Here is a 25,179-nt window from a genome sequence, read left to right as displayed (position 1 = left end):
GGAGGAACGGAGGGGAGGAGCCGCTCCGCGGTCCACGGCAGGATCGTGTGCGGAAGGGCGGCGATGAGGAGGGGCGGGGCGGGGGGGAGGAGCAGGGCAGGGACAGAGGGCGGTGCCAAGGGTGTGGCACCAGGTACCGGTTCTGGTACTTGTCTTGGCCAAAGCTCTGTCCGCGTCGTCGGCGTCACCGGCTTCAGCCCGTACGCCGAGACGGCCGACCGCACCCGGTCGCGCGGCGCGTCCAGCCCCGTCGGCGGCCGCCCCCACGGGCCTCGGACGCGCAGCTCGCGCCGGACATCGCCCGGTGGTCGGTCATCGCGTTCCCCCGGCCGGACGAGTGTCCGCGCGGGGCCCGTCCGACGCGGAGGTCGCCGGCCCGGTCGTCGCCGGGCAGACGGTGGGACCCAGGTGGGCCGCGTCCTGGCCGAGTCGGGCCCGCGCGACCGTACGCGGGCGGCGGTGTCCGCGCACGGGAGCGGGCTGGTGCGCCCGTCGGGCTGCTGACGCCGGTAGTACTTGAGGAGGACCCACGAGGACCCCTCTCGCTACGGACGACGCCCCGGTCCCGCTCCCCCTACGGTTCTGTACGTGACCGAGACGACCCAGATACCGCATTCCACGCCCGGCAGCCCGGAGGTCCGGCTCGCCGCGAACGCCCTGCGCGGGCTCAGGCAGGACCTGGTCCAGGACGCCTTCGCCTACCGGCCGCTGCCCCGGATGCGCGTCGACGGCCCGCTGACCCGGCGGCTGCCCGGACGGCTGCGGGAGTACGTGGGATGGGCGCCGCACGCCGCGCTGCTGGCGGCCGGACTGCTGGCCATGGCCATCGCCGGCACCGAGGTCCACGGCCACGACAACCCGCGCCGGATGCTGAACGGCGCCCTCGCCCTGGTCCCGGTCCTGCTGCTCCTGGTCCGCCCGGTCGGCGCCTTCTGGTGCTCCCTGATCGCCGCGCCGCTCACCGTCCTGTTCGCCGAGCGGTGGGAGATGTGGCCGTGGGCACCCGGCAGCTTCGCCGCCCACCTGATCGTGCTGACGGTGGTGGCGCTGCGGACCCGGCCGCGCACGGCGGCGTGGATGTGGGTCCTGACCGCCGTGTACAGCCTCGGCGCGGACACTTTGCTCGGCGGGGACTACTACAACTCCAACACCGGCCCGCTGCTGGTCGTCACCGCGCTGGTCCTGCTGGCGGTCGCCGTCCGGCACGTCCGCCGCGAGGCCCAGCAGGAGGTGTCCGCCCAGCAGACGGTGACGGCCCACGAACGCTCCCGGCGTACGTTGCTGGAGGAGCGCACCACCATCGCCCGCGAGCTGCACGACGTGGTCGCCCACCACATGTCGGTGGTCGCCATCCAGGCCGAGGCGGCGCCCTACCGGGTGGAGAACCCGCCGGAGGAGCTGGAGCGGGCCTTCGCCACGATCCGTGAGAACGCGGTGGCCGCCCTCACGGAACTCCGCCGCGTCCTGGGGGTGGTCCGCGCCGAGGACTACGAGGCCCCGGACGCCCCGCAGCCCACCCTGGCCGACCTGGACGCGTTGCTGGCCAACGTGCGCGACACCGGCCTCGACGTCTCGAAGGCGGTGACCGGGGCGGTGCGCGAACTGCCGCCCGGCGTCGAGCTGTCGGCGTACCGGATCGTCCAGGAGGCCCTGAGCAACACGCTGCGGCACGCGCCGGGGGCGAGCGCCCGCGTGGAGGTGTCCTACGTCCTGGGCGGCCTGGGCCTGCGGGTCGTCAACGGCCCGGTGCCCACGACGTCCCTGGTCAAGCCGTCCCCCGGTGCCGGGCACGGGGTGACCGGCATGCGGGAGCGGGTGTCGATGCTGAACGGCGAGATGACGGCCGGCCCGACCGACGAGGGCGGCTACGAGGTGACGGTCTTCCTCCCGGTCACGGTCACGAGCGAGGACGACGTATGACCATCCGGGTGCTGATCGCCGACGACCAGATGATGGTGCGGGAGGGCTTCTCGGTCCTGCTGAACGCGATGCCGGACATCGAGGTCACCGGCGAGGCGGTCAACGGCCGCGAGGCGGTCGCCAAGGTCCGGGAACTGGTGCCCGACGTCGTGTTGATGGACATCCGCATGCCCGAGCTGAACGGCATCGAGGCGACCCGCGAGATCGTCGCGTCCGACACGGCGTCGAAGGTGCTGGTCCTGACCACCTTCGACCTGGACGAGTACGTGTACCAGGCCCTGCGCGCCGGTGCGTCCGGCTTCCTGCTGAAGGACGCGTCGGCCCGTCAACTGGCGGACGGCGTACGGGTGGTGGCGTCCGGCGAGGCGCTCCTCGCCCCGTCCGTCACCCGTCGCCTGATCACCGAGTTCTCCAAGCTCTCCCAGGCCCCGCGCATGACGCCGTCGGCCCACGCGGCCTACGGCGACCTGACCGAACGGGAGACGGAGGTGCTGGTTCTGATCGCGCAGGGCCTGTCGAACTCGGAGATCGCCGGGCGCCTGGTCGTCGCCGAGTCGACCATCAAGACCCACGTCAGCCGCATCCTGGTCAAACTGGGGCTGCGGGACCGTACCCAGGCGGCGGTCTTCGCCTACGAGGCCCGGCTGGTGACGCCGGGGTGACGTGACGTCGGCGGAAAAGCGTGAGCGTTGCGCCTGTTGATGTCATTTGGTTGCTCAGATGAGCGATGGGATGACATGGGAGGGGGATGTGCTCACGGTTTTTCGTGGCTGACCCGGCCGGCGCCGGACATGCTCTCCCTGGTCCCCGGGCCGGGAGAGGGGCTGCCGGTCCCCGGGTGCGCGGCACAGCGTCGGTGACCGGCTCGGCCGCGAGCGACTCCGCGACATCGACGAGCCCGGTCAGGCCGTGCGTGGTGAGGATCAGCCGGAGAGGAGACGTTCGTCCCGCGTGTCCACGCGTCGGACCGCCGCGCCTCGCGCGAGCGACTCCGCTTTTCCCTCGGCGAGATCGAGGCGGGGCGGGGCGGGTGACCGTGCGCGTCGTCCCCGTCGGCCCCGTCGGGTTCGCCGGTGCCGGAACCTCGATGACATCCCGGGCGGTCCGGTGTCCCGTCTGGACACCGGACCGCGTGCCTCGCCCACCGGCATCGGTCTCTGCGACGCGGGCGCGCAGGCGCGCGGGGACGCGGGCGCGCGGGGACGCAGAGACACGGGCGCGCGGAGACGCGGAGACGCGGACACTCGGGCGCGGAGACGCAGAGACGCGAGTGCGCGAAGGCACAGGGACGCGGAGACGCGGGCGCACGGGGACGCAGAGACACGGAGACGCGGGTGTGCGAAGGCACAGGGACGCGGAGACACGGGCGCGCGGAGACGCGGACACTCGGGCGCGAAGACACGGAGACACGGGCGCGGAGACACGGGCGCGAAGACACGGAGACACGGGCGCGCGAAGACACGGGCGCGCGGAGACGCGGCTGGAGAAGCTCCGCACGCTGTCCTCCGAGGTGAGGAGCGCGGCGCTGGACCCTGTCGCGTCTCGGGACTTCATCACCGGCTGACGAGGGAGCCGCAGTGAACTGGCGGAAGTCGACGTACTCCAGTGGCGGTGACGGAGACACCCGCGTCGAGACCTCCGAGTCGCAGACCCACATATCCATCCGCGACTCCAAAACACCGGCCTGCGCCACCCCGACCGTGCCCGCCCGTTCCTCCGCCGCCTTCACCGACGCACTCAGACGCGGCTCCTGGCCGGAGCCGTGAAGCCCGGCCCGAAGGGATGCGAATACCTCTGGAGCTGCCCTCCGGTACCTCCTCCGTCACCGCCGCCGCTCCTAGGCTCGGGCTCGGCGACATCGAGAGGAAGGACGGGCAAAGCGTGCGCGAACACCGAAGGGCCACGGAAACGCGGACGGCTCCGCACCCCGCCCCCGGGCGAGGGGCGCCGCCCCTGACGGGGATGGCCGCGTTACAGCAGCGGGCGGGAAACGCGGCGGCGACCCGCTGGGTGCAGCGCGAGACGGACCCCCTGAAGGAGCACTACGCCACGAGGCCCACGGAGCATCCCGAGTGGGCGACGTACCAGGCGCTGACGAAGGCCGCGGGCATCCCCGCCGACGAGGCCGACGCCGCCTGGCAGCTCCTGCTCGGCGGGGTCGACTCGCAGGGCGCGCTGAACGCCGAGGCCGCGGCGCGGACGAGTGACCGCCAGGAGCAGCGCGAGATCCGGGCCACGAACACGTGGTACCAGGAGTCCATCAAGCTCATGACCGAGTACCTGCGGCCCGGGACACCCACCATGGCCCTGTGGGCCGGCGGTTTCGACGTCAGCGAGTACGCGCACCGGAAAGGCCACACACCGCTGGCGAACACCCGGATCGGCAGCGTGCTCAACGCCCTGAAACTGCACGCGAACTCGAAGCTGACAGGGCCGATGTGGTACATCGTGTCCAAGGCCTTCGTGTCCCTCGCGACCGGCCCCGTGCACATCTTCGTACGGGGCTACGACCCCGAGAGCATCCTCATCAGGCTGGAGGTCCCCCACCTCCACGAGGTCCAGCGGCTGAACCCGGGCGTGCGGATGATCTGGCACCCCCTGTACACCGGTCCGGACGGGGTGACGCGGGAGATCTCCAGAGACTTCCAGCTCGTGGACGAGGCGGAGTACGACAAGCGCGACACGTGCGTGAGCGTCCTCGTCCAGTACCTCAGGCTCCACCACGACCAGAGCAACAAGCACGCCCAGCCCGGTTACGAGAGCACGAAGACGCTGCTCGCCGCGAACGGCCACAAGGACGGCATCTGAGGCAGCGGCCCGGGGCACCGGGCGGGCAGCTCTGGGCAGCGGTGCGGCCGGCGCCGTATCGTCCGTCCATGACGGCTCAGTCCGACCTCGCGTTCGATCCGTGGAACCCGGCGTTCGTCGCCGACCCCTACCCCGCCTACGCCGAGCTGCGCGCCCGGGGACGGGTCCTCCACTACGGCCCCACCGACCAGTGGCTGGTCGCGCACCACGCGGACGTCTCCGCGCTGCTGAGGGACCGGCGGCTGGGACGGACATACCGGCACCGCTTCTCGCACGAGGACTTCGGCCGCACGCCGCCCCCGCCGGAACACGAGCCGTTCCACACCCTCAACGACCACGGCATGCTGGACCTGGAGCCGCCGGACCACACCCGTGTCCGGCGGCTGGTGTCGAAGGCGTTCACGCCGCGCACGGTCGCGCGGCTGAAGCCGTACGTGCACGGCCTGGCGGAGGACCTGGTGGCCCGGCTCGTCGAGGCCGGCGGCGGCGATCTGCTCACCGACGTCGCCGAGCCGCTGCCCGTCGCCGTGATCGCCGAGATGCTCGGCATCCCGGAGGCGGACCGCGCCCCGCTGCGCCCCTGGTCGGCCGACATCTGCGGGATGTACGAGCTGAACCCGTCGCGGGAGACGGCGCAGAGGGCGACGCGCGCGTCGGTGGAGTTCTCCGACTACCTGCGTGAGCTGATCGCGGCCCGTCGCGAGGCACCCGGTGACGACCTGATCTCGGGCCTGATCGCCGCGCACGACGAGGACGAGGACCGCCTCACCGAGCAGGAGATGATCTCGACCTGCGTCCTGCTGCTGAACGCCGGCCACGAGGCCACGGTGAACGCCACCGTCAACGGATGGCACGCCCTGTTCCGCAACCCCGGCCAGCTGGCCGCCCTCCGCGCGGACCACTCCCTGGTCCCCACGGCCGTGGAGGAGCTGATGCGCTACGACACCCCGCTCCAGCTCTTCGAGCGGTGGGTGCTGGACGAGATCGAGATCGACGGGACGGTGATCCCGCGCGGCGCGGAGGTCGCGCTGCTCTTCGGCTCCGCCAACCACGACCCGGCGGTCTTCGCCGACCCCGGGCGGCTCGACCTGACCCGCCGCGACAACCCCCACATCTCCTTCAGCGCCGGCGTCCACTACTGCATCGGCGCCCCCCTGGCCCGCATCGAACTGGCCGCCTCCCTCACCGCCCTCCTCGAACAGGCCCCCACCCTCACCCTCGCCGCCGAACCGGAACGCAAGCCGAACTTCGTCATCCGGGGGCTGCGGGGCCTGCGCGTGGAGGTCGCGTGACCCGTGGGCGGGCTCACCCGTTCGAATGAGCCCGTGACGACTGAGCCCGTGACGACCGTGACCTCGGCGCACCCGCCGCTCGGCACCCTGGCCGTGGCCCGGGAGGAGGGGGCACCATGACGGTCATGGCAGGGCCCGCGTCACGGGCGTCGCGGATGCCGGTGGAGGAGTTCGGCCGGATCGCGGACTTCGCGGCCGAGGAGGCCGACGACGCCGTCGGGTCCGGGTCCATCGGCGGACGGACCGGGGTCAGGTCGGGGTCAGCTCGGGGTCAAGGAGGTGCCGGAGGGCGACCGCGCCACCGTCCTGCTGTGGCCGGCGCGGCGTCGCACGCGGGCCAGGCCCGGTCCCGGCCTGGACCGCGGCGTCCTCAGCTCATCGCGTCCCGTCGCCGCAGTGCCGCCAGTCCCGCCCCCACCAGCACCGCCGTGATGCCGAGGAGGGTGGTGACCGGGGCCCAGGCCAGGGGGGCGCCCGGGAGCTTGGGGAGGTGGCCGTAGGGGGAGAGGTCCAGGACGGCGGCCGGTACGTTCAGCGCCGGGCCGACCCAGCCGAGCAGCAGCACCGCCCCGGCCACGGCCCAGGCCGCCGGTGCCGCGCGCGGCAGCAGCCCGTGCAGCAGGACCGCCGCGCCGCCGGTCACCCACACCGCCGGGACCTGCACCAGGCACGCCGCCAGGACCGGGCCGGGGTCGTGGCCGTAGCCGAGGGCGTAGCCGAGACCCGCGAGCAGCAGGACGAGCACCGCGCCGCCGAAGGCGATCACCAGGTGGCCGGCGGCCCACCGCAGCCGTCCCACGGCCCCGGCGAGCACGGGTTCCGCCCGGCCGGAGGCCTCCTCGCCGTGCAGCCGCAGCACCGAGGAGACCACGTACACCGCGGCGACCAGGCCCAGGACCCCGGTCATCGCGGCGATGAACGTGTCGGTCAGCGCGCCCTGCCCGCCCATCCGTTCGAGGATCTCGCGGCTTCCCTCGTTGTCGGTGAGGAGATCCGCCGCCCCTTCGGTCATACCGCCGAAGACCACCCCGGCGGCGAGGAAGCCGGTGCTCCACCCCAGTAGGCCGCCTCGCTGGAGCCGCCAGGCCAGCGCGCCCGCCGTGCCGAGGCGGCCGTACGCCGGTCCCGGCCGGGTGGGCAGGAAGCCCATGCCGACGTCCCGGCGGGCGGTCAGTCCGTACGCCACCGCAGCCTGGGCCAGTGCCGCGCCGGTGATCAGTGCCGGCACCCACCAGCGTTCACCCGCGAACGCGCGCAGGTTCTCCAGCCAGCCCAGGGGTGAGACCCAGGTCAGCGGCGACGAGCCGTCCGCCGTGGCCGAGTCGCCGGCGGCGCGGAGGACGAAGGCCGCGCCGAGAGCCGCCGCCGTCAGCCCCCGGGCCAGCCGCGCGCTCTCGGTGAGCTGCGCGGCGATCGCCGCCGTCGCCGCGAAGACCATGCCGGTGCCCGCGACGCCCAGCGCGAAGGCGACCGCGCCCGCCGCGCCCTGCCCGGCCAGTCCGGCCGCCAGCAGCAGGGCGAGGACGGCGTTGGCGACCGCCGCCGCCAGCAGGGCCGCCGTCAGCGGGGCGCGGCGGCCCACCGTCCCGGCCCGCAGCAGCTCGTCCCGGCCGCTCTCCTCCTCGTCCCGGGTGTGCCGGACCACGATCAGCAGGCTCATCACGGCCGCGACCACGCCGGCGTACACGCCGACCCGCCAGGCCGTCAGCGCGCCGAGCGAGTCGCCGAAGAGGGGGCCGACCATGGCGCGCAGGGAGGAGTTGGCCGCCAGCTGGACGGCCAGGTCGGCGCGTTCGGCCGGGGTCGGGTACATGCTGTCGAGGGTGCGGGGCATGGAGAGGGCCATCAGGGCGTCCACGCCGGCCCAGAGGGGGATCAGGGCGCGGTCCCGGCGCAGGGCGAAGCGCAGCAGGGTGCCGGTGCCGGTGAGGGAGCCCGCGGGACGCGGCGCCGTCATCGGGCCGCCGCCTCGTCCTGGTAGTGGCGCAGGAAGAGTTCCTCCAGCGTGGGCGGCGTCGAGGTCAGCGAGCGCACGCCGGACTCGCCGAGCGAGCGGAGTACGGCGTCGAGGTGGCCGGTGTCGACCTGGAGCCGTACCCGGCGGCCCTGGACGTCGAGGCCGTGCACGCCGGGGAGCGCGGACAGTCCGTTCGGCGGGCCCGCCAGCTCGGCGGTGACACTGGTCCGGGTCAGGTGCCGCAGGTCGGACAGCGAACCGCTCTCCACCGTCCGGCCCCTGCGGATGATGCTGACCCGGTCGCACAGCTCCTCGACCTCGCTGAGGATGTGGGAGGAGAGCAGGACCGTGCGCCCCCGGTCCCGTTCCTCGCGCACGCACCGCTGGAAGACCTCCTCCATCAGCGGGTCGAGCCCGCTGGTCGGCTCGTCCAGGATCAGCAGGTCGACGTCCGAGGCGAACGCGGCGACCAGGGCGACCTTCTGCCGGTTGCCCTTGGAGTACGTACGGCCCTTCCTGGTCGGGTCCAGCTCGAAGCGCTCGGTCAGCTCCGCGCGGCGCCGCTTGTCGAGGCCGCCGCGCAGCCGGCCGTACAGGTCGATGACCTCGCCGCCGGAGAGGTTGCGCCACAGGGTCACGTCGCCGGGGACGTACGCGATCCGGCGGTGCGCCTCCACCGCCTCCGACCACGGGTCGCGGCCGAGGACGCGGGCGGTGCCGGAGTCGGCGCGGAGCAGGCCGAGCAGGACCCGGATGGCGGTGGACTTGCCGGCGCCGTTGGGGCCGAGGAAGCCGTGCACCTCGCCGGTGGCGACGTCCAGGTCGAGACCGTCGAGCGCGTGCGTGCGCCCGAAGGACTTGTGGAGCCCCGCGACGCTGATCGCCTTCGTCATACTTCAGAAGGTACGCTTCTTTCAGAAAATTGTGAAGTTAAGAAACCGTCAAGACTGTCGGACATGCGAGATGATCGAGAGATGACGGAAGAATCCCCGGGAGGAGAGGGCCGCGACCCCGAGGCCGTGTCACGGTTCGTGGAGGGCTTCGCCGCGCAGCTCGTCGAGGCCGGCATGCAGCGGATGCCGGCCCGGATCTTCGCCGCGCTGCTGGCCTCCGACACGGGCATGCTGACCTCGGCGGAACTCGGCGAGCAGCTCAAGGTCAGTCCGGCCGCCGTCTCCGGTGGCGTGCGCTACCTCGCCCAGCAGCACATGGTGTCGCGCGAGCGCGAGCCCGGCTCACGGCGGGAGCGGTACCGGGTGCGCGGCGACCAGTGGTACGAGGCGCTCACCAACCGCGAGGCCGTCATCAAGCGGTGGCAGGCCGCCCTCGGGGAGGGCGTCGCCGGCCTCGGCGCCGACACCCCGGCGGGGCGGCGGCTGGCGGAGACGCTGGCCTTCTTCGAGTTCGTCGACGGGGAGATCGCGGCGATGATGGAGCGGTGGCGGGCGCACCGGGAGGAACGGTTCGGGTGACGGGGCTGTGACCGTCCGGATACGCCGAGTCGCGACTGGTTCGCGTCAAGGGGAGGGCGCATCATGACTGTCATGGCGGAGCGACCGACGATGAGCGGTACCGAGTCCCAGAGCTTCGGGGAACTGCTGGTTGCCCTCGACGACCTGGATGTACCCGACGGCTTCAGGGCCGAGATCATCAGGGGGAACATCGTCGTGTCGCCGTGGTCCAAGGCGTATTACCTCGACGTCATGGAGCTGGTCTGTGAGCAGCTGAGGCCTCATCTCCCCGAGGCGCATCGGATCAGCTACGGCCCGTTCCTGTTCGTGTTTCCGCACGCGGAACGGGCGTACGGACCCGACATCCACGTGACGCCTCGGAGAGCCAGCCGGACTGGTGACAACCACCTGGACGGTGAGTCCCTGTCCTTCGTCGCCGAGCTGACCTCCCCCAGTACCCGGGACGACGACCTGGTCACAAGGCAGCGGTCTACGGTCGGGCCGGTGTCCCCATCTACCTGGTCCTCGACATGCAGGAGGAGCAGGCCACGGTCCTGTGGACGCCGTCCGCCAAGGGGTACGACTCGCGCATCACCCGGCCGTTCGGCGAGAAACTCCCCCTCCCCGCCCCGTTCGACTGCCTGCTGGACACGGCCGGCTTCACGGCTCCCTGACCTGCCTCGCCTCCCTCACCGCGCCGGCAGCGTCAGCCCCCAGGCCCCCTCCCGTACCGTCCACGTCCGCGTCCCCACCGGCCCCGACTCCACCGCGTCCGCCCGGTACCGGAAGTGCGCCCCCGACACGGTCACCGTCCGCCCCCGCGCCGTCAGCGGGGACGCCGCCGCGCCGACCGACACCGGCCGCACCTCCACCTCGGCCGTCCCCGGGGCGCCCGGCGTCAGCGACACCCCCTCCACCGGCTGGTCCAGGTCCACCAGCGTCACCCCGTCGACCTCCACCCGCAGCCGCGCCGGACCGCTCCCCGGCACCGACGCGGCCCGCGCCGGACGCGGATGGGCCAGCGTTCGTACGAAGGACTGGCAGGTCCGCAGCCAGGGCAGCCGCGCCGCCGCCCCGTCGGCCGGACGGCCGTCCGCCGTCCGGCCGTCCGCCGCCCAGGCGTCCTGGGGCGGCGCCACCGGCGGGCGCGTCGGGCGGGCCGGACGCGACGTGCCCGCCGGGCGCGGCGGCAGCGGCGGGATGCCCACCGCCCCCAGCACCACCCCGTCGCTGTCGTCGACCAGCAGGTCCAGCCGCCGTTCCACCCCGTCCAGCACCGTCCGCGCCGCCGCCACCGCCCCCGACGGCACCCCGAGCGAACGGGACAGCTCCAGCTCCGGGCCGACCGGCACCAGCGACAGCGCGCATCCGGCCAGCTCGCGGCCCCGGTGCAGCAGGGCCACCGTGCGCAGCAGCGTCCGGTCGTCGCCGATCACCACCGGCCGCCGCGACCCCCGCCGTCCCAGCACCCGGGCGAACTCCTCCCAATCGTCCGGCAGACACACCTTCGTATGCGCCGAACCCGCTCTGAGCACGTCTTTCGCGATCCGGACGGACTCGCCGTCGGTCTGCCGGGCAACCGGATCGATGACCACCAGGAGCTGATCGGGCGTCGCGGACGCTCGCGCGGAAGTCGCCACCTCGGCCATGCCTCGCTTCCTCGGGTAGCATCTTTGTGCAAGAGCCCCTTGCGCGATTGCGCCAGGGGCTTCGTCTATTCCGGGGCATCCGGTCCGACGGGTCGCGGCCGACGAAGGCCGCCGGTGTACGAGCCATGAGCCGTGTCTACGAGGCACGAGCCGTGGCACGTACGCCCCCGACCTTGGACATGCCCCGCCCGGAAGGGGTGTACGCGCGTGCCCGCACTTGTGCTGCTCGGTGCTCAGTGGGGTGACGAAGGCAAGGGAAAGGCGACGGACCTGCTCGGTGGATCCGTCGACTATGTGGTGCGCTACCAGGGCGGCAACAACGCCGGCCACACGGTAGTCGTGGGTGATCAGAAGTACGCCCTCCACCTGCTCCCTTCCGGGATCCTCTCCCCCGGCTGCACGCCGGTCATCGGCAACGGCGTCGTCGTCGACCCGTCGGTCCTGCTCTCCGAGCTGAGCGGTCTGAACGAGCGTGGCGTCGACACGTCCAAGCTCCTGATCAGCGGCAACGCTCACATCATCACGCCGTACAACGTCACCGTCGACAAGGTGACCGAGCGCTTCCTCGGCAAGCGCAAGATCGGCACCACCGGCCGCGGCATCGGCCCGACCTACGCCGACAAGATCAACCGCGTCGGCATCCGCGTCCAGGACCTCTACGACGAGTCGATCCTCACCCAGAAGGTCGAGGCCGCGCTCGAGGTCAAGAACCAGGTGCTCACCAAGCTCTACAACCGGCGCGCGATCACCGCCGACCAGGTCGTCGAGGAGCTGCTGGGCTACGCGGACAAGCTCCGCCCGTACGTCGCCGACACCGTCCTGGTCCTCAACCAGGCGCTGGAGGACGACAAGGTGGTCCTCTTCGAGGGCGGCCAGGGCACCCTGCTCGACATCGACCACGGCACGTACCCCTTCGTCACCTCCTCCAACCCGACCGCCGGCGGTGCCTGCACCGGCGCCGGCGTGGGCCCGACGAAGATCAGCCGGGTCATCGGCATCCTCAAGGCGTACACCACCCGCGTCGGCGCCGGCCCGTTCCCGACCGAGCTGTTCGACGAGGACGGCGAGGCGCTGCGCCGCATCGGCGGCGAGCGGGGCGTGACGACCGGGCGTGACCGGCGCTGCGGCTGGTTCGACGCGGTGATCGCCCGCTACGCGACCCGGGTCAACGGCCTGACCGACTTCTTCCTCACCAAGCTCGACGTCCTCACCGGCTGGGAGCGGATCCCGGTCTGCGTGGCGTACGAGATCGACGGCAGGCGGGTCGAGGAGCTGCCCTACTCGCAGTCCGACTTCCACCACGCCAAGCCGGTCTACGAGACGCTGCCCGGCTGGTCCGAGGACATCACCAAGGCCAAGTCCTTCGACGACCTGCCGAAGAACGCGCAGAACTACGTCAAGGCGCTGGAGGAGATGTCCGGCGCCCCGGTCTCCGCGATCGGCGTGGGTCCGGGCCGGGACGAGACGATCCAGGTCAACTCGTTCCTGTAGGCCCCCGGCTCCGCCCCGTACCGTCACCGCGACCGCTGTTCGGCCCCCTTCGAGGGGCGCCGGACGCGGTCGCGGTGTCGTATAGGAGCATGACCCCCGCCTGTCAGGGTCCCCACGGCGCCGAGGGCGACCCCGGCGACTGCGCGGACCTGGCCCGTTTCGAGGTCGCCCGGCACGGCCTCCCGCCGCTGCGGGTGTGCCCCGTGCACCTGGGCCCGTCACTGCTGCTGGCGGCCGGGGTGCTGTGGCCGCCGGGCATCTCGCTGATCGGATGACGGGCATGGCGGTGCCGGGCATAGCCTTGAGGAAGGGCCGCGTGTCGACGACAGAAGAAGGTGAGTGCGATGCGCGTGATGCTCAAGGCGACGCTGGACACGGAGAAGGCGAACGAGGCCATCCGCAGCGGCAAGATGCCCGAACTGATCGAGGACGCCCTCGACCGCCTCCGGCCCGAGGCGGCCTACTTCGGTCCCCTGGGCGGCCGGCGGACCGCCCTGCTGGTCTTCGACATGGCGGACAGCTCCGACCTGCCCGCCACCGGTGAACCGTTCTTCACCCAGTTCAACGCCGAGGTCGAGGTGTGTCCGGTCATGAACGGGGAGGACCTGCGGAAGGGGCTGGCCCAGCTCGGCCGGGACTCCGGCGTCAGCTGAAGACGATCATCGACCCCTGGGCCAGGCTCCGGGTGGCCGCCGCGTGCAGCCCCAGCCACACGTGCCGCTCCCGCGCGAACGGGCTGGGATCGTACGGGGCCGGTGTCGCCGGCTCCTCCAGCCCGGTCGGCCCGGCGGGCGGCAGCGGGGCCGCCGGGGGATTGGCCGGGTCGATGCCGAGGGCCGGTGCGACGGACTCCAGTTCCCGCAGCAGGGCGTGCGAGGAACCGAGCGGGCCGCCGCCGGCCAGCAGTTCGTCGTTGGCGAGGGGGTGGGGGAAGTCGACGGGGACGTAGGCGCCGGCGTGGTCGTAGTGCCAGACCAGGTGCGACTCCCGGGCCGTGGCCTCGAACATCTCCAGCAACTGCTCGTAGTCGCCACCGAGTTCGTCCACCGGCGTCACCGGCAGTCCGCAGAGCCGCAGCAGGTGGGCGCGGCGCAGGAAGTGCAGGGCGTCGTAGTCGAAACCGGCCACCGGGGCGACCTCCCCGGTCAGTCCCGGCATGTACGCGAACACCGGCACCGGCGGCAGCCCGGCCTCGGCCAGCACCTTGTCGTACTGCGCGAGTTCCTCGGCGAAGGGATTGTCCGGGGTGTGGCACAACACGTCGACGAGCGGTACCAGCCACAGGTCACAGGCCAAAAGAGGGCTCCTCACACAGCACGGTGGTGCAGGGCAGGGTAGTCGGTGCGGCCGGAGGGCGGCTCCCCGGGCGGGGGGCCTCGTGCTCCTCACCTACCCAGGTGCGCGCCCCCCACCCCGCGACACCGTGGTCATCCGGCGGCGAGCCGCTCCACCAGCGTGAGCGCGTGCGTGTTGTACGCCGTGACGAGCGAGCGCGCGGCCTCGGCGTCCCGGCGGACCAGCGCGTCGACCAGCTCCGTGTGACCGGACCACAGGGTGCCCCGCAGATCGCTGAGCCGGCGCAGGTGCTGCACCGTGCACACCCAGCTCTGCACGCGCAGCCGGTGCAGGAAGTCGGCGAGGTACGGGTTGCCGTACAGGGCCGCCAGTTCCCGCCAGAACCGCAGGTCGTAGCCGACGAGCACGGTGAGGTCCCCGGCGGTGGCGGCGCGCTGGGCCTCCTCGCCGCGGCGCCGTACCCCCGCCAGGGCGGCGGTCAGCCGCTGCTCCTCGCCGGGCGCCGCGTCCCGGCGGCCGGCGGCGCAGGTCTGGAACATCCCGTCGCTGACCAGGCGCCGGGCCTCGACCATGCCGCGGAAGTCGTCGACCGAGTACTCGTGGACCCGGAAGCCGCGGTGCTGGTCGGCCTCCAGCAGTCCCTGCGCGGACAGGTCGACCAGCGCCTCGCGCACGGGCGTCGCGGAGACCCCGTACTGCTCGGCTATCTCCTTGACGGTGAACTCCTGCCCCGGCTGGAGCCGTCCGGCCAGCACCTCGTCGCGGAGCGCGTCGGCGATCTGCTGCCGCAGGGTGCTGCGCGTCACGGCACCGTTGCCGCTGGGGCCGGGCATGGTCGGACGTCTCCTCATCGCGTCGGGTGGCGTGCGCGTACCACGTGCACGCGCAGCGTGCGCGCGCGTGCAGCATGCGCGCCCAGCGTGCAGCGTGCAGTATTCACGCACACGTGTTCGCGTATATGTGTACGAGCACGCCACCTTACGCGTTCACGGGCGCCTCACGCGGTGTACGTGTCCGCGACCGACAGCGCCGCGTCCAGTGCCGCCAGACCCTCCTTCAGCTCCGCCTCGCCCACGTTGCAGGGCGGCACCACATGGGTGCGGTTCATGTTCACGAAGGGCCACAGCCCGTGCGCCTTCGCGGCGGCGGCGAACGCGGCCATCGGGGTGGCCGCCTGCCCGGTCGCGTTGTACGGCACCAGCGGCTCGCGCGTCTCCTTGTCCCTCACCAGCTCCAGCGCCCAGAACATGCCGGTGCCGCGCACGTCGCCCACGCTCGGGTGCCGGGCGGCCAGCTCCCGCAGGGCCGGCCCGACGACCTCGGCGCCGAGCCGGGCGGCGTGCTCGACGACGCCCTCCTCGGCCATCACGCCGATCGTGGCGACGGCGGCGGCGCAGGCCAGCGGGTGCCCGGAGTAGGTCAGGCCGCCCGGGTAGGGCCGCTCGGCGAAGGTCTCGGCGATCGCGGGGGAGATCGCCACGCCGCCGAGCGGCACGTACCCGCTGTTCACGCCCTTGGCGAAGGTCATCAGGTCCGGTACGACGCCGAACAGGTCGGCCGCGAACCACGTCCCGGTCCGCCCGAACCCGGCCATCACCTCGTCCAGCACGAACACGATCCCGTACTTGTCGCATATCTCGCGGACTCCGGCCAGGTAACCGGCGGGCGGCACCATGATCCCCGCCGTCCCCGGGATCGTCTCCAGGACGACCGCGGCGACGGTGCCGGGCCCCTCGAAGGCGATCGTCGTCTCCAGGTGCTCCAGTGCCCGCGCGCACTCCTGCTCCTCGGTCTCGGCGTAGAAGCGCGAGCGGTACGGGAACGGCGCCCAGAAGTGCACGACCCCCGCCGTGCCGCTGTCGGACGCCCACCGCCGGGGGTCGCCGGTGACGTTGACCGCCTGCTGGGTGCCGCCGTGGTAGGAGCGGTACGCGGAGAGCACCTTGGGCCGGCCCGTGTGCAGCCGCGCCATCCGCAGCGCGTGCTCGACGGCGTCCGCGCCGCCGTTGGTGAAGAAGATCTTGTCGAGGTCGCCGGGGGTCCGCTCGGCGATCAGCCGCGCCGCCTCCGAACGGGCCTCGACGGCGAAGGCGGGCGCGAACGTCGTCATCCGCGCCGCCTGCTCCTGGATCGCGGCGACGACCTTCGGGTGCTGGTAGCCGATGTTGGTGAAGACGAGGCCGCTGGTGAAGTCCAGGTAGCGCTTGCCGTCGTAGTCCCAGAAGTACGGACCCTCCGCGCCGGCGACGGCGAGCGGGTCGATGAGTTCCTGCGCGGACCAGGAGTGGAAGACGTGCGCGCGGTCGGCCGCCTTGACGGCGGCGCCGGTGCGGGGGTCGGGCCGGCCGGACCGGTGGTTCTGAGGGGTCATGCGGCCGAGGCTAGGCGGCCGGGGGCCGGTGACGGTATCGGCGTCGTGTCTGCCCGCCGGGCCGTTGTGCGACAGGGTGCCGACGACCTTCCGTCTCCGGGTCCGTACCGTCCGTCACGCACCCGTCGGCACCGTGCGGCCGACTCGGCCGCCGACTCCGCGCTGTCCCCGGCTTGTTGCTCATGTACGGGGGTCCGGGGGAAGGCGGCGCGACGGTGGAGGGGCTCGCGGAGGGGGACCCGCGGCGCATCTGCGCCTACCGGCTGCTGGCACGGCTCGGCGCGGGGGCATGGGCCGGGTCCACGCGGCCCGGTCGGGCCGGGGCCGTACGGTCGCGGTGGAGCCGGTGCGCCGGGAACCGGCGGCGCCGGCGCCGTGCCGGGCGGTTCCGTACCGGGCGAGTCCCCTCGGGGGGGGCGGCCGGGGACGGTGCCGTGCCCGGCGCGTCCGACGCCGGCGGGCCGTCGGCCGACGCCGAACGGCCGACCTCCCCGGTGGCGCGGGACGGGGCGGTCCCGGCGGAGTACCTGGGCGCCTGGACCACGGTCATCGGCAACGCCACGGGCCTCCACCTGCGGCGGCTGACCATCCAGCAGGGCGAGGTGGGCGACACCACGCTGTCCGTGGTCGCCGACGGCGGCTCGCACCACTGTGTGTTCCAGGCCGAGCCGGCGGCCGATCCCGACGGTGACGGGCCGCTGCGGTGCGGGCCGTCCGAGGCGACGGTCGGCGAGCCGGGCACGTCCCGCGCCCCGGGTCCGTCCTCCGAGGTCATCCTGCTGCCGGACGGCAGGCTGGAGCGCGTACTCACCGGCGGCGGGGAGAAGCCCACCTTCTCCCGCGAGTGAGCAACAACGCCGCCTCTGCTCACACCCCGCTCAAAAGAGCGGCCGGTGAACAACGGGCGAATTGTTGCTCACGGGCGTGAACAACGTACGACGTGCCCGGGCGGAGCCCCTCGCACAGCCGTACGGTGACCGGACGATCGCATCGGACGACGCTCAACGGCGGGGGCCAGGAGTGCAGTGGCTGAGCGCGGAAAACCTGATCGCCGTGGCCACGGCGGTCCTCGGCATCGTCGCCTCGGGCGTCATGCTGTGGTTCGAACGGCGGGTGCCGCGCCGCAAGCGGATCGGCTACCGCGTCCAGATGGACAACCCGATCGGTGACGACGCCCGCTCCGGCCGCCTCAACCGCCGCCTCGGCCTGTTCGACGAGACCCCGGGGATGACGGACGCCACCCTCGTCCTGCTCCGCGTCGAGAACGACGGCTCCCAGGGCATCGACCGCGACGACTACACCGGCCCCGAACCGCACGGGCTCACCGCGGTCTTCACCGACCGCACCATCCGCGGCGTCTCGGTCACCCAGCCCTCCGGCACCGGTCACCTGATGGACCACTTCACCGCCGGCCGCGGCTTCGGCTACGAGGGCAACACCCTGCGCGTCCCCCGCGTCCCCCTCAACCGCGGCGACCACTTCAAGCTGCTCGTCCTGCTCTCCGGCGGCGCCGTCGGCAACGAGATCCGGCTGACCGGCGGCCTGCGGGACGGCGAGGTCCACCCCAACCGCAGCGCGACCCCGGACGACACCCCGCCGCTGTTCGGCCGCGCCGCCCGGCTGGTCACCATCGTGCTCACCGTGTGCGTGGTCACGCTGGCCGCGATCGTCGTCGCCCAGGACGACACCCGCCCTCCGATCGGCTGCGAGAGCGGCCGGCTGACCCTCATCGGCTCCACGGCCTTCGCCCCCGTCCTGCGGGAGGCGGCCGACAAGTACGAACGGGACTGCGCCGAGGACGAGACCGAGATCGTGGTGGACACCCACGGTTCCACCTCGGGCGTACGGGAGCTGGCGGCGGCCGGCGAGCAGGCGGAGAACGGCTCCCCGCCGGTGGTGGCCCTCTCCGACGGTCCCAAACCGAGCGGCATGCCGGAACTGCGGGAGAACCGGGTGGCGGTCTCGGTCTTCGCCCTGGTCGTCAACGACAGCGTGCGGCTGCCCGGCGACAACCTCTCCACGGCCGGCGTACGCCGCCTGTTCAGCGGCGAGGTCACCAACTGGCGCGAGCTGGGCGGCCCGGACCTGCAGGTGCGGCTGGTCAGCCGGGACGCCGACTCGGGCACCAGGCAGGTCCTCCAGCGCCGGGTGCTGGGCCGGGGCGAGATCGCCAACTCCTCCCTGGACTGCGTCCACAAGGACGACCCGTCGACCGACTTCGTCCGCTGCGAACTCGACTCCACCGACCAGGTCCTGTCGACCGTCGCCGAACTCCCCGGCGCGATCGGCTACAGCGAACTCAACCTGGCCGGCCGCGTCGAGGGCGTACGCCGCCTCAGCCTCGACGGCGACCCGCCCTCCGTCGACGCCATCGAACACGGCACGAACGACTACCCGTACCGCGAGATCGAGTACGCCTACACCTACGGCCGTCCCCCGGCCGACTCCCTGGCCTCCAGCTTCCTGACCTATCTGACCAGGGGAAACGGCCAGGACGTCACCCGCACCCACGGCCACGTCCCCTGCTACACCTCCGAGGGCCTGACCCTCTGCGCCGATTAGAGCCGCCGCCCGGACCGACCCACCACCCGCATCAGACCGCCCGCCCGGACCGACCCACCACCCGCATCAAGTCGTCACCCGCATCAGGCCGCCCCGCGGATTGGCCCGCCACCCGCATCAGACCGCCGCCCGGATCAAGCCGCCGGGCATCCGCGGTGCGTCACCGCGCCTCCGGCGGTCGCTGGCGGGGCATGTTCGGCCGCGCGCCGGCCGGCGGCACCCCGAACCGCCCCGGCACCACCGCCCCCTCCGCGGCCCGTCCTCCCGCGGCCCCGCCCGCCTGGATGCCCAGCGGCGCGGACCCCGTCCGGAACTCCACCATCCAGTCCGCCGTCTCCGCCCGCACCAGCTCCGTCACGTCCTCGGAGAACCGCCGCAGTACCAGCAGACACCGCTCCGCCGCCTCCCCGGCCGTCCCCTCCGCGGGACCGAGCACCTCCCGCACGCTCTCCGACGCCCAGTCGAACTGCAGCACCTGGAGCCGCCGCTGCACCGCCTGCGCCGTGGCCACGTCCCGCATCCAGCCGGACGTCACGCCGAAGTACCGGTCCGCGGCCACGCACGCCACCCCCAGCAGCAGCGCCAGATACCCCCAGGCCGCGACCCCGCCCACCACTCCCGTCATGTCCAGCAGCGGCAGCGCCGCCCCCGCGACCGCCCCCGTCGCCGCCCCGCCCCGCAGCGCCCGTGCCCCCCGCCGCTTCCACGTCCGGTCCGCGAGATACCACGCCGCCGTCTCCAGCGCTCCCCGCTCCACCCACCGGTACAGCTCGTCCAGGCGCTCGGCCGGCCGCTCCCAGTCCCCGAGCGGAAAGGCCCGTCCCGTCAGGTCACCCGGTTCACCTTGACCCACCCGGCACTCCCCACTGATCAAACGCCACTGTTCGGACAAGCACTCCGCGTGACGACTCCGACGCGCCGGACCCTTCCTACCCCCCCGGGGATGGCGAAAGCCCCGGTATCACCGCTTTCCGCCCGGAAGAGGCCGCTGATCAGGGACAGGGGTCACCACCTCTCACTCGAAAGAGTGCTGGGGCGAGGGCCGCCCGGACCACGTAGGCTCGTGCCGAACGGAAAAGCCCACAGCGAGAACCGCACAGCGAGAACCGCAGAGCGAGAACCGCAGCGACGACAGGAGCTGATCGTGATCCCCGGTGGTGGCCAGCCCAACATGCAGCAGCTGCTCCAGCAGGCCCAGAAGATGCAGCAGGACCTGGCCAAGGCGCAGGAGGAACTGGCGAGGACGGAGGTCGACGGCCAGGCCGGCGGCGGCCTGGTGAAGGCCACCGTCACCGGCTCGGGCGAGCTGCGCGGCCTCGTCATCGCCCCCGAGGCGGTGGACCCGGAGGACACCGAGACCCTCGCCGACCTGATCGTCGCCGCGGTCCAGGCGGCGAACGAGAACGCCCAGACGCTCCAGCAGCAGAAGCTCGGTCCACTGGCCCAGGGCCTCGGCGGGGGCTCCGGCATCCCGGGTCTGCCTTTCTAAGACGGCCCCCGGCCCCTTACCGTACGTACTGAAGGAACCCCAGGAAGGACGGCAGTCCGTTGTACGAAGGCGTGGTCCAGGACCTCATCGACGAACTGGGGCGGCTGCCCGGCGTCGGTCCCAAGAGCGCGCAGCGGATCGCCTTCCACATCCTCCAGGCGGAACCGACGGACGTACGGCGTCTCGCGCACGCCCTGATGGAGGTCAAGGCGAAGGTCCGCTTCTGCGCGACCTGCGGCAACGTCGCGCAGGAGGAGCACTGCGCCATCTGCCGCGACGTCCGCCGCGACCCCGCCGTCATCTGTGTGGTCGAGGAACCGAAGGACGTCGTGGCCATCGAGCGCACGCGTGAGTTCCGCGGCCGGTACCACGTGCTCGGCGGCGCGATCAGCCCGATCGACGGCGTGGGCCCCGACGACCTGCGCATACGGGAACTCCTCGCGCGGCTGGCCGACGGCACGGTCACGGAGCTGATCCTGGCCACGGACCCGAATCTGGAAGGCGAGGCCACGGCGACGTACCTCGCCCGCATGATCAAGCCCATGGGCCTCAAGGTCACCCGCCTGGCCAGCGGCCTCCCGGTGGGCGGCGACCTGGAATACGCGGACGAGGTGACCCTCGGCCGCGCCTTCGAGGGGAGACGACTCCTAGATGTCTGACGCCACGCTGCACGCGACCGGCCAGAACCCGGACGACTTCGCGGTCCAGATCGCCGACCAGGTGGAGAGTTTCCTGGTCGCCGTCACGGAGGTCGCCAAGGGCGACGAACCGGCCTCCGCCGTCCCCTTCCTCCTCCTCGAGGTCTCCCAGCTCCTGCTGGCCGGCGGTCGCCTGGGCGCCCACGAGGACATCGTCCCGGACGAGCGCTACGAGCCCGACCCGGGTCCGGAGCTGGACGTGGACGAACTCCGCGAGAACCTCGCCCGCCTCCTGGAGCCCATCGACGTCTACTCCGAGGTCTTTGACCCCTACGAGCCCCGCAAGGCCCCCGTCCCGGCCCGCATCTCGGACGACCTCACCGACGTCATCACCGACCTGCGCCACGGCATGGTCCACTACCGGGCCGGCCGCACCACGGAGGCCCTGTGGTGGTGGCAGTTCTCCTACTTCTCCAACTGGGGCTCCACCGCGTCGGCGACCCTGCGCGCCCTCCAGTCGGTCGTCGCCCACGTCCGCCTCGACCAGCCCCTGGCCGCCCTCGACGGCCTCGACACCGACCAGGACCTCGGCGACGAGGCGCTGGAGGCGGAGGCCGGGCGGGTCATGGTGGAGGAGATCGCGGGGCCCCTGGGCCTGCGCCCGGTGCAGTAAGCCGGTCACCCCAGCGCCTCCCGCAGCCGGACGGGACACACGTGGGGCGCGGTCGCCGTGGGCCCGCTGTACCAGCGCAGCGGCCAGGTGTTGCCCGCGAGCGCGGGAACGCCGACGTAGGTCACGGTCCCCGTCCCCGTCCCGCCCAGCAGCTGCACCCCCAGCGGCCAGTCCCGCCCCGCCAGCGCCCCCGGCGGCACCAGGAAGTACACCCACCGCCCGCCGCTCGCCTCGCACACGATCGGCCCCGCGTCCTCGTCGGTGGCGTCGATCAGCCAGTCGGCGACCAGCTCCCCGCGGATGCCGTCGATCCGCACGGCGTCGAAGTACACGCCGGCCATGTGGAGCCGGAGCCCGGTGAGGGGGACCCAGGCGGGCCGGGGGTGAATCGCTTTCATCATGCTCACACCCTGCCCATCACCCGCCTACGCTCGGTAGTGACGTGAGGGTTACACGCCGTGGTGTACCGAGGAGGTGTGTGCTGTGTCCCAGCCGCCTGTCATGTGGCGCTTCACCGGAAACCAGCTGAAGCGTTGGCGCACGAGGGCGAACATCAGCCGAGTCCAACTGGCCGCCGCGTCCCACTACTCACCGGACACCATCAAGGCGATGGAGCAGGGAGTGCGCATGCCGACGGCCCGCGTCCTGGACGTGGCCGACGAACTGTGCGACGCGGGCGAGCTGTTGAGCGCGGCGAAGGAGTATCTGGCCAAGTCCAGCGAGAAGTTCCCGGCGCGGGCCCAGGAGTACATGGAGCGTGAGCGGGAGGCGATCAGTATCTGGTGGTACGAGATCGCGCTGATTCCCGGTCTGTTGCAGACCGAGCGGTACGCGCGGACGCTGATCGAACAGCGCAACCCTCCGCTCGACGACGAGACCATCGAGGAGCGGATCACGGCCCGGATGGAGCGTCAGGCGATCATGACGGAGACCAGTCCGCCGGTCGCTTTGAGTTTCGTGCTGTACGAGGCGGTGTTGCGCAGCCCGCTCGTCGACGCCGAGCAGTTGGTCCGGCTGCTGGAGTTCTCGCAGCTCCGCAACGTCGCGTTGCAAGTGCTGACCTTCGAGCGTGCCGTCCCCGCGGCGCTCCTGGGCTCCACAGTGCTCCTGGAAACGAAGGCGTACGAGCGTTTCGCCTTCTCCGAAGGTCCCATCGCCAGCGAATTGTCGGCCGACCCAGGGGTTGTCAACCGTGTGTCGGAGCGGCTTAGCATGATCCGCACCGAAGCACTCAGCGTTGACGAATCGGCCCGCTTCATCGAGGGGATGGTGCCATGAGCGATCAGCTGAAGTGGTCGAAGTCCAGCCACAGCGATGACGAGGGCGGCGCCTGCGTAGAGGTCGCCCGTTCGACCGCCGTCCACATCCGCGACTCCAAGAACCGGCCCGGCCCCGAACTCCGCTTCGCGGCCCCCGCCTGGGCGGCGTTCATCGCCGCAGTTCAGCCCGGAGCTTGAGCCCCGGGCTCCGAGCCCCTCCATGGGTTATGTGGGTTGGTTTGACATACCCAACCCACCATGTCTGAACGTCAATGAGGGCGCCGTAGCTCGTAAGAGTGACGTTCCGTGGTCAGCTTGCGCCAGTGTGTGACGGCGCTCTAGGTTCACGACATCTGACCAGCACATGAGTCGGCCCCGCGGTGCGCCAACACCAAACGGGGCCTGACCGACGGAACGAAACGCGAGTTCGCCCGTGGCTTACGCCAACCCTATTCCCGTCCTGCCCTCCCCGTCCCACCCGATGGCCAATCCGGGTTACGGGAAGCGCCTCGCCGGTGACGAAGACCCGCACGCGGACGCGGACTTCGCACACCTGAGCCTCCGCGACCGCGAGATGGCCGTCTTCATCGACCACCTCGACACGGGCCACGCGATGGGACACAAGGTCATCGCGGCGGAACACCCCGGCTTCGGCCAGCAGGCCACGCGCTCGTCGCTGGCTCGCATCACCGAGGCCGGCCACCTGCGCTGGATCAAGGAACACCTCACCGTCGAGGACAACACCATGCGGTGGGTCACGCGGACGTACTGGTCACGGACGCGCAGGTCCCCGGAGTGGTGGGCGCGGTTCGCGCGGGAGCGGCACGGCACGGACGTGACCCGGGGCGTCCAGCCGGGCCTGGCCCGCGTGGAGGAGATCATCGTGCGGCCGGTGCCGGCGGAGGCCGGACCGACGGCTCCCGAGTCCGCCCCCGGGTCCGCGCCCGAGCCCCAGCCCACCCCCGAGTCCGAGTCCGAGCCGGAGAGCACCGCGTACCGCGTGCTCTCCGCGCTGCGCTCCGCCGACGCACGCCTGCCGCTCACCGAGAACGACTGCCGTTCCCTCGCCCCGCTCGCCGACGCGTGGCTGTCCCGTGGGGCGACGCCGAAGGACATCACCCGAGCCCTGACCGACGGGCTGCCGCCCTCGGTCGCCAACCCGGGCGGATTCGCCCGCCGACGACTGGAGACGAAGATGCCCCCGCAGCAGCGCGAACCGCGCGCCAAGGTGACCCGTGTGCTCATGGCCTGTGCCACCTGCGACGCGGACGAACGCACGGTGAGGATCGACCGGGGCGTGTGCGTGAACTGCCGTGAGGAGATGGCAGCCGACCCGATGACCGACGAGGACCTCATCAAGGGATTCGCGGACATCGCCGACGTGGGCACCAAGTCCGCGTACTTCCTGAAGAAGAAGCTGGAGCGGCGTACGGGCGGCCCCGTCCCCGACACGTTCCGCGCGGCCCCCATCGAGGACCGCGTCTTCTACCACTACCGCGACAACCGCGACCGCATCGCGAACGGCCTCCCGCCGAGGCGCTGGAACCCGTAGCCCGCCGAAGGCGGAGAAGGAGGGCGCTCATGAGCGTGCAGGACGTGCCGGTCGGGGCACCATGGTGTCGAGGAGGCGACGCCATGACCCCCAGGACCGGACACCGGCCGCAGATGTCCGTCGAGGAGTTCGAGCAGCTGGAACGCCATGCCCCGGAGACCGTGCGGCTGGAGTTCGTGAGCGGGAAGTTTCGGGTCAAGGCAGTGACCGACGGCAACCACGACCAGATCATCGCCTGGTTGCAGAGGTTGTGCATGCAGCACCGTCCCGAACTGTGGCTCTACGGAGACCGGGGCCTGAAAGTGGAGACCTACCGCAAGGGGCGGGCCCGCCCGGACGGTGTGCTGGCGCCGTTCGGTTTCCCGGCGGGGCACGGCAACTGGTCGGATGCGCAAGGGGTGCTCATGGCTGTGGAAGTCACGTCGTACGACGATGACACCCATCAGTGTGATCGGATCGACAAGCCCGACGCTTACGCGGCCGTGGGCATCCCCGTGTACCTCTTGATCGACCGGGACGACGGCACGGTCACGGTGTTCACGTGCCCGGAAGCCGGCCGCTATCGCCAACAGGTGAACAAGCCGTTCGGAGCAGAGGTCAAGATCCCGCACCCCGTCGGCATCACCCTCGACACCGGCCCCCTCAAGGAGCTGGCCGACTGACCCGCTCCGCTTGTGAACGTGTGACCCACGGCACGTTCCGAGTGGCTCGCCACGGCGTTGGGCATGAGCCTGCCTGGACGACCGGGCGGACGACAGGTCTCACCATGCG

General features: G+C 72.1%; 26 protein-coding genes and 1 pseudogene. 19 read left to right on the top strand and 8 right to left on the bottom strand.

Going from position 1 to position 25,179, the window contains the following annotated elements; genetic code table 11:
• Positions 1 to 588: 588 nt before the first annotated feature.
• From ACY1JF_RS10675 to ACY1JF_RS10655, 5 genes are all read left to right on the top strand, one after another.
• The gene (locus ACY1JF_RS10675) at positions 589 to 1,920 is read left to right on the top strand and encodes a sensor histidine kinase (RefSeq protein ID WP_462704783.1); all 1,332 of its coding nucleotides are present in this window, start codon (positions 589 to 591) and stop codon (positions 1,918 to 1,920) included.
• Entirely contained in the window at positions 1,917 to 2,582 is a 666-nt protein-coding gene (locus ACY1JF_RS10670; RefSeq protein WP_462704782.1) for a response regulator, read from the top strand. Before ACY1JF_RS10675 ends, ACY1JF_RS10670 begins: the two co-directional genes overlap by 4 nt.
• A 915-nt stretch (positions 2,583 to 3,497) precedes the next feature.
• Positions 3,498 to 3,686, top strand: a complete 189-nt coding sequence (locus tag ACY1JF_RS10665; RefSeq protein WP_462704781.1) for a DUF397 domain-containing protein — start codon at positions 3,498 to 3,500, stop codon at positions 3,684 to 3,686.
• 196 nt (positions 3,687 to 3,882) lie between these two features.
• On the top strand, positions 3,883 to 4,728 hold the full coding sequence (locus ACY1JF_RS10660; RefSeq protein ID WP_462704780.1) for a hypothetical protein: 846 nt from the start codon (positions 3,883 to 3,885) through the stop codon (positions 4,726 to 4,728).
• A gap of 68 nt (positions 4,729 to 4,796) precedes the next feature.
• Positions 4,797 to 6,020, top strand: a complete 1,224-nt coding sequence (locus ACY1JF_RS10655) for a cytochrome P450 (RefSeq protein ID WP_462704779.1) — start codon at positions 4,797 to 4,799, stop codon at positions 6,018 to 6,020.
• 370 nt (positions 6,021 to 6,390) lie between these two features.
• Here the strand turns inward: ACY1JF_RS10655 and ACY1JF_RS10650 are convergent, their stop codons facing one another.
• Positions 6,391 to 7,977, bottom strand: a complete 1,587-nt coding sequence (locus ACY1JF_RS10650; protein WP_462704778.1) for an ABC transporter permease — start codon at positions 7,975 to 7,977, stop codon at positions 6,391 to 6,393.
• Positions 7,974 to 8,870 (bottom strand): ABC transporter ATP-binding protein, encoded by an 897-nt coding sequence (locus ACY1JF_RS10645; RefSeq protein WP_462704777.1) that lies wholly within the window; start codon positions 8,868 to 8,870, stop codon positions 7,974 to 7,976. The genes ACY1JF_RS10650 and ACY1JF_RS10645 overlap by 4 nt, the downstream gene beginning before the upstream one ends.
• Before the next feature lie 81 nt (positions 8,871 to 8,951).
• On the opposite strand from ACY1JF_RS10645, the gene ACY1JF_RS10640 reads away from it, so the two are divergent.
• Both ACY1JF_RS10640 and ACY1JF_RS10635 read left to right on the top strand, forming a co-directional pair.
• Positions 8,952 to 9,449, top strand: a complete 498-nt coding sequence (locus tag ACY1JF_RS10640) for a GbsR/MarR family transcriptional regulator (protein ID WP_462704776.1) — start codon at positions 8,952 to 8,954, stop codon at positions 9,447 to 9,449.
• A gap of 63 nt (positions 9,450 to 9,512) precedes the next feature.
• Positions 9,513 to 10,102 (top strand): annotated as a pseudogene (locus ACY1JF_RS10635) (Uma2 family endonuclease).
• Positions 10,103 to 10,117: 15 nt separating this feature from the next.
• Here the strand turns inward: ACY1JF_RS10635 and ACY1JF_RS10630 are convergent.
• Entirely contained in the window at positions 10,118 to 11,077 is a 960-nt protein-coding gene (locus ACY1JF_RS10630) for a diacylglycerol kinase family protein (RefSeq protein ID WP_462704775.1), read from the bottom strand.
• Between the two features lie 207 nt (positions 11,078 to 11,284).
• On the opposite strand from ACY1JF_RS10630, the gene ACY1JF_RS10625 reads away from it, so the two are divergent.
• From ACY1JF_RS10625 to ACY1JF_RS10615, 3 genes are all read left to right on the top strand, one after another.
• Positions 11,285 to 12,568, top strand: a complete 1,284-nt coding sequence (locus ACY1JF_RS10625) for an adenylosuccinate synthase (RefSeq protein WP_462704774.1) — start codon at positions 11,285 to 11,287, stop codon at positions 12,566 to 12,568.
• A gap of 89 nt (positions 12,569 to 12,657) precedes the next feature.
• The gene (locus ACY1JF_RS10620) at positions 12,658 to 12,843 is read left to right on the top strand and encodes a hypothetical protein (protein WP_462704773.1); all 186 of its coding nucleotides are present in this window, start codon (positions 12,658 to 12,660) and stop codon (positions 12,841 to 12,843) included.
• Positions 12,844 to 12,912: 69 nt separating this feature from the next.
• Positions 12,913 to 13,221, top strand: coding sequence for a hypothetical protein (locus ACY1JF_RS10615; RefSeq protein WP_462704772.1), 309 nt, complete (start codon positions 12,913 to 12,915; stop codon positions 13,219 to 13,221).
• Here ACY1JF_RS10615 and ACY1JF_RS10610 read toward each other — a convergent pair.
• From ACY1JF_RS10610 to ACY1JF_RS10600, 3 genes are all read right to left on the bottom strand, one after another.
• Positions 13,214 to 13,864 carry a hypothetical protein gene (locus ACY1JF_RS10610; RefSeq protein WP_462704771.1) on the bottom strand — a complete coding sequence of 217 codons (651 nt, stop codon included), beginning with the start codon at positions 13,862 to 13,864 and terminating at the stop codon, positions 13,214 to 13,216. The genes ACY1JF_RS10615 and ACY1JF_RS10610 overlap by 8 nt on opposite strands.
• 131 nt (positions 13,865 to 13,995) lie before the next feature.
• Positions 13,996 to 14,697 carry a GntR family transcriptional regulator gene (locus ACY1JF_RS10605; protein WP_462704770.1) on the bottom strand — a complete coding sequence of 234 codons (702 nt, stop codon included), beginning with the start codon at positions 14,695 to 14,697 and terminating at the stop codon, positions 13,996 to 13,998.
• 164 nt (positions 14,698 to 14,861) lie between these two features.
• Positions 14,862 to 16,235 carry an aminotransferase class III-fold pyridoxal phosphate-dependent enzyme gene (locus ACY1JF_RS10600; protein ID WP_462704769.1) on the bottom strand — a complete coding sequence of 458 codons (1,374 nt, stop codon included), beginning with the start codon at positions 16,233 to 16,235 and terminating at the stop codon, positions 14,862 to 14,864.
• 434 nt (positions 16,236 to 16,669) lie between these two features.
• Between ACY1JF_RS10600 and ACY1JF_RS10595 the strand changes: the two genes are divergently transcribed.
• On the top strand, positions 16,670 to 17,083 hold the full coding sequence (locus ACY1JF_RS10595) for a serine-threonine protein kinase (protein WP_462704768.1): 414 nt from the start codon (positions 16,670 to 16,672) through the stop codon (positions 17,081 to 17,083).
• Between the two features lie 172 nt (positions 17,084 to 17,255).
• Complete coding sequence (locus ACY1JF_RS10590; RefSeq protein ID WP_462704767.1) at positions 17,256 to 18,797, top strand: substrate-binding domain-containing protein; 1,542 nt, start codon at positions 17,256 to 17,258, stop codon at positions 18,795 to 18,797.
• Between the two features lie 160 nt (positions 18,798 to 18,957).
• Here the strand turns inward: ACY1JF_RS10590 and ACY1JF_RS10585 are convergent, their stop codons facing one another.
• A complete protein-coding gene (locus ACY1JF_RS10585; protein ID WP_462704766.1) occupies positions 18,958 to 19,650 on the bottom strand; it encodes an SLATT domain-containing protein in 693 nt (230 codons plus the stop codon).
• A 291-nt stretch (positions 19,651 to 19,941) separates the two neighbouring features.
• Here ACY1JF_RS10585 and ACY1JF_RS10580 point away from each other — a divergent pair, with 291 nt between their 5' ends.
• From ACY1JF_RS10580 to ACY1JF_RS10570, 3 genes are read left to right on the top strand one after another with little or no spacing between them, the layout of a single operon-like run.
• A complete protein-coding gene (locus ACY1JF_RS10580; RefSeq protein ID WP_462704765.1) occupies positions 19,942 to 20,286 on the top strand; it encodes a YbaB/EbfC family nucleoid-associated protein in 345 nt (114 codons plus the stop codon).
• Between the two features lie 59 nt (positions 20,287 to 20,345).
• Positions 20,346 to 20,945 carry a recombination mediator RecR gene (gene recR, locus ACY1JF_RS10575; RefSeq protein ID WP_462704764.1) on the top strand — a complete coding sequence of 200 codons (600 nt, stop codon included), beginning with the start codon at positions 20,346 to 20,348 and terminating at the stop codon, positions 20,943 to 20,945.
• Entirely contained in the window at positions 20,938 to 21,597 is a 660-nt protein-coding gene (locus tag ACY1JF_RS10570; RefSeq protein ID WP_462704763.1) for a DUF5063 domain-containing protein, read from the top strand. The genes recR and ACY1JF_RS10570 overlap by 8 nt, the downstream gene beginning before the upstream one ends.
• Positions 21,598 to 21,602: 5 nt before the next feature.
• Here the strand turns inward: ACY1JF_RS10570 and ACY1JF_RS10565 are convergent, their stop codons facing one another.
• Positions 21,603 to 21,998, bottom strand: a complete 396-nt coding sequence (locus tag ACY1JF_RS10565) for a hypothetical protein (RefSeq protein ID WP_462704762.1) — start codon at positions 21,996 to 21,998, stop codon at positions 21,603 to 21,605.
• A gap of 82 nt (positions 21,999 to 22,080) precedes the next feature.
• Between ACY1JF_RS10565 and ACY1JF_RS10560 the strand changes: the two genes are divergently transcribed.
• The 4 genes from ACY1JF_RS10560 (at position 22,081) to ACY1JF_RS10545 (ending at position 25,070) form a co-directional block, all read left to right on the top strand.
• A complete protein-coding gene (locus ACY1JF_RS10560) occupies positions 22,081 to 22,875 on the top strand; it encodes a helix-turn-helix domain-containing protein (protein ID WP_462704761.1) in 795 nt (264 codons plus the stop codon).
• On the top strand, positions 22,872 to 23,054 hold the full coding sequence (locus ACY1JF_RS10555) for a DUF397 domain-containing protein (protein ID WP_462704760.1): 183 nt from the start codon (positions 22,872 to 22,874) through the stop codon (positions 23,052 to 23,054). The genes ACY1JF_RS10560 and ACY1JF_RS10555 overlap by 4 nt, the downstream gene beginning before the upstream one ends.
• Before the next feature lie 235 nt (positions 23,055 to 23,289).
• Positions 23,290 to 24,408 (top strand): hypothetical protein, encoded by a 1,119-nt coding sequence (locus ACY1JF_RS10550; protein WP_462704759.1) that lies wholly within the window; start codon positions 23,290 to 23,292, stop codon positions 24,406 to 24,408.
• Between the two features lie 83 nt (positions 24,409 to 24,491).
• A complete protein-coding gene (locus tag ACY1JF_RS10545; protein ID WP_462704889.1) occupies positions 24,492 to 25,070 on the top strand; it encodes a Uma2 family endonuclease in 579 nt (192 codons plus the stop codon).
• Positions 25,071 to 25,179 lie beyond the last annotated feature (109 nt).

Source organism: Streptomyces sp. SYSU D01066-1 (assembly GCF_054956795.1).
Note: the sequence above shows the minus strand (reverse complement) of the source record. Positions and strands in the feature narration are given on the sequence as shown.

Excerpts from the sequence above, each read along its gene's own strand:
- ACY1JF_RS10670 (WP_462704782.1), top strand. The coding sequence starts at position 1,917 with ATGACCATCCGGGTGCTGATCGCCGACGACCAGATGATGGTGCGGGAG.
- ACY1JF_RS10660 (WP_462704780.1), top strand. The coding sequence starts at position 3,883 with ATGGCCGCGTTACAGCAGCGGGCGGGAAACGCGGCGGCGACCCGCTGG.
- ACY1JF_RS10655 (WP_462704779.1), top strand. The coding sequence starts at position 4,797 with ATGACGGCTCAGTCCGACCTCGCGTTCGATCCGTGGAACCCGGCGTTC.
- ACY1JF_RS10650 (WP_462704778.1), bottom strand. The coding sequence starts at position 7,977 with ATGACGGCGCCGCGTCCCGCGGGCTCCCTCACCGGCACCGGCACCCTG.
- ACY1JF_RS10645 (WP_462704777.1), bottom strand. The coding sequence starts at position 8,870 with ATGACGAAGGCGATCAGCGTCGCGGGGCTCCACAAGTCCTTCGGGCGC.
- ACY1JF_RS10640 (WP_462704776.1), top strand. The coding sequence starts at position 8,952 with ATGACGGAAGAATCCCCGGGAGGAGAGGGCCGCGACCCCGAGGCCGTG.
- ACY1JF_RS10630 (WP_462704775.1), bottom strand. The coding sequence starts at position 11,077 with ATGGCCGAGGTGGCGACTTCCGCGCGAGCGTCCGCGACGCCCGATCAG.
- ACY1JF_RS10620 (WP_462704773.1), top strand. The coding sequence starts at position 12,658 with ATGACCCCCGCCTGTCAGGGTCCCCACGGCGCCGAGGGCGACCCCGGC.
- ACY1JF_RS10615 (WP_462704772.1), top strand. The coding sequence starts at position 12,913 with ATGCGCGTGATGCTCAAGGCGACGCTGGACACGGAGAAGGCGAACGAG.
- ACY1JF_RS10605 (WP_462704770.1), bottom strand. The coding sequence starts at position 14,697 with ATGCCCGGCCCCAGCGGCAACGGTGCCGTGACGCGCAGCACCCTGCGG.
- ACY1JF_RS10600 (WP_462704769.1), bottom strand. The coding sequence starts at position 16,235 with ATGACCCCTCAGAACCACCGGTCCGGCCGGCCCGACCCCCGCACCGGC.
- ACY1JF_RS10570 (WP_462704763.1), top strand. The coding sequence starts at position 20,938 with ATGTCTGACGCCACGCTGCACGCGACCGGCCAGAACCCGGACGACTTC.
- ACY1JF_RS10565 (WP_462704762.1), bottom strand. The coding sequence starts at position 21,998 with ATGATGAAAGCGATTCACCCCCGGCCCGCCTGGGTCCCCCTCACCGGG.
- ACY1JF_RS10555 (WP_462704760.1), top strand. The coding sequence starts at position 22,872 with ATGAGCGATCAGCTGAAGTGGTCGAAGTCCAGCCACAGCGATGACGAG.
- ACY1JF_RS10545 (WP_462704889.1), top strand. The coding sequence starts at position 24,492 with ATGACCCCCAGGACCGGACACCGGCCGCAGATGTCCGTCGAGGAGTTC.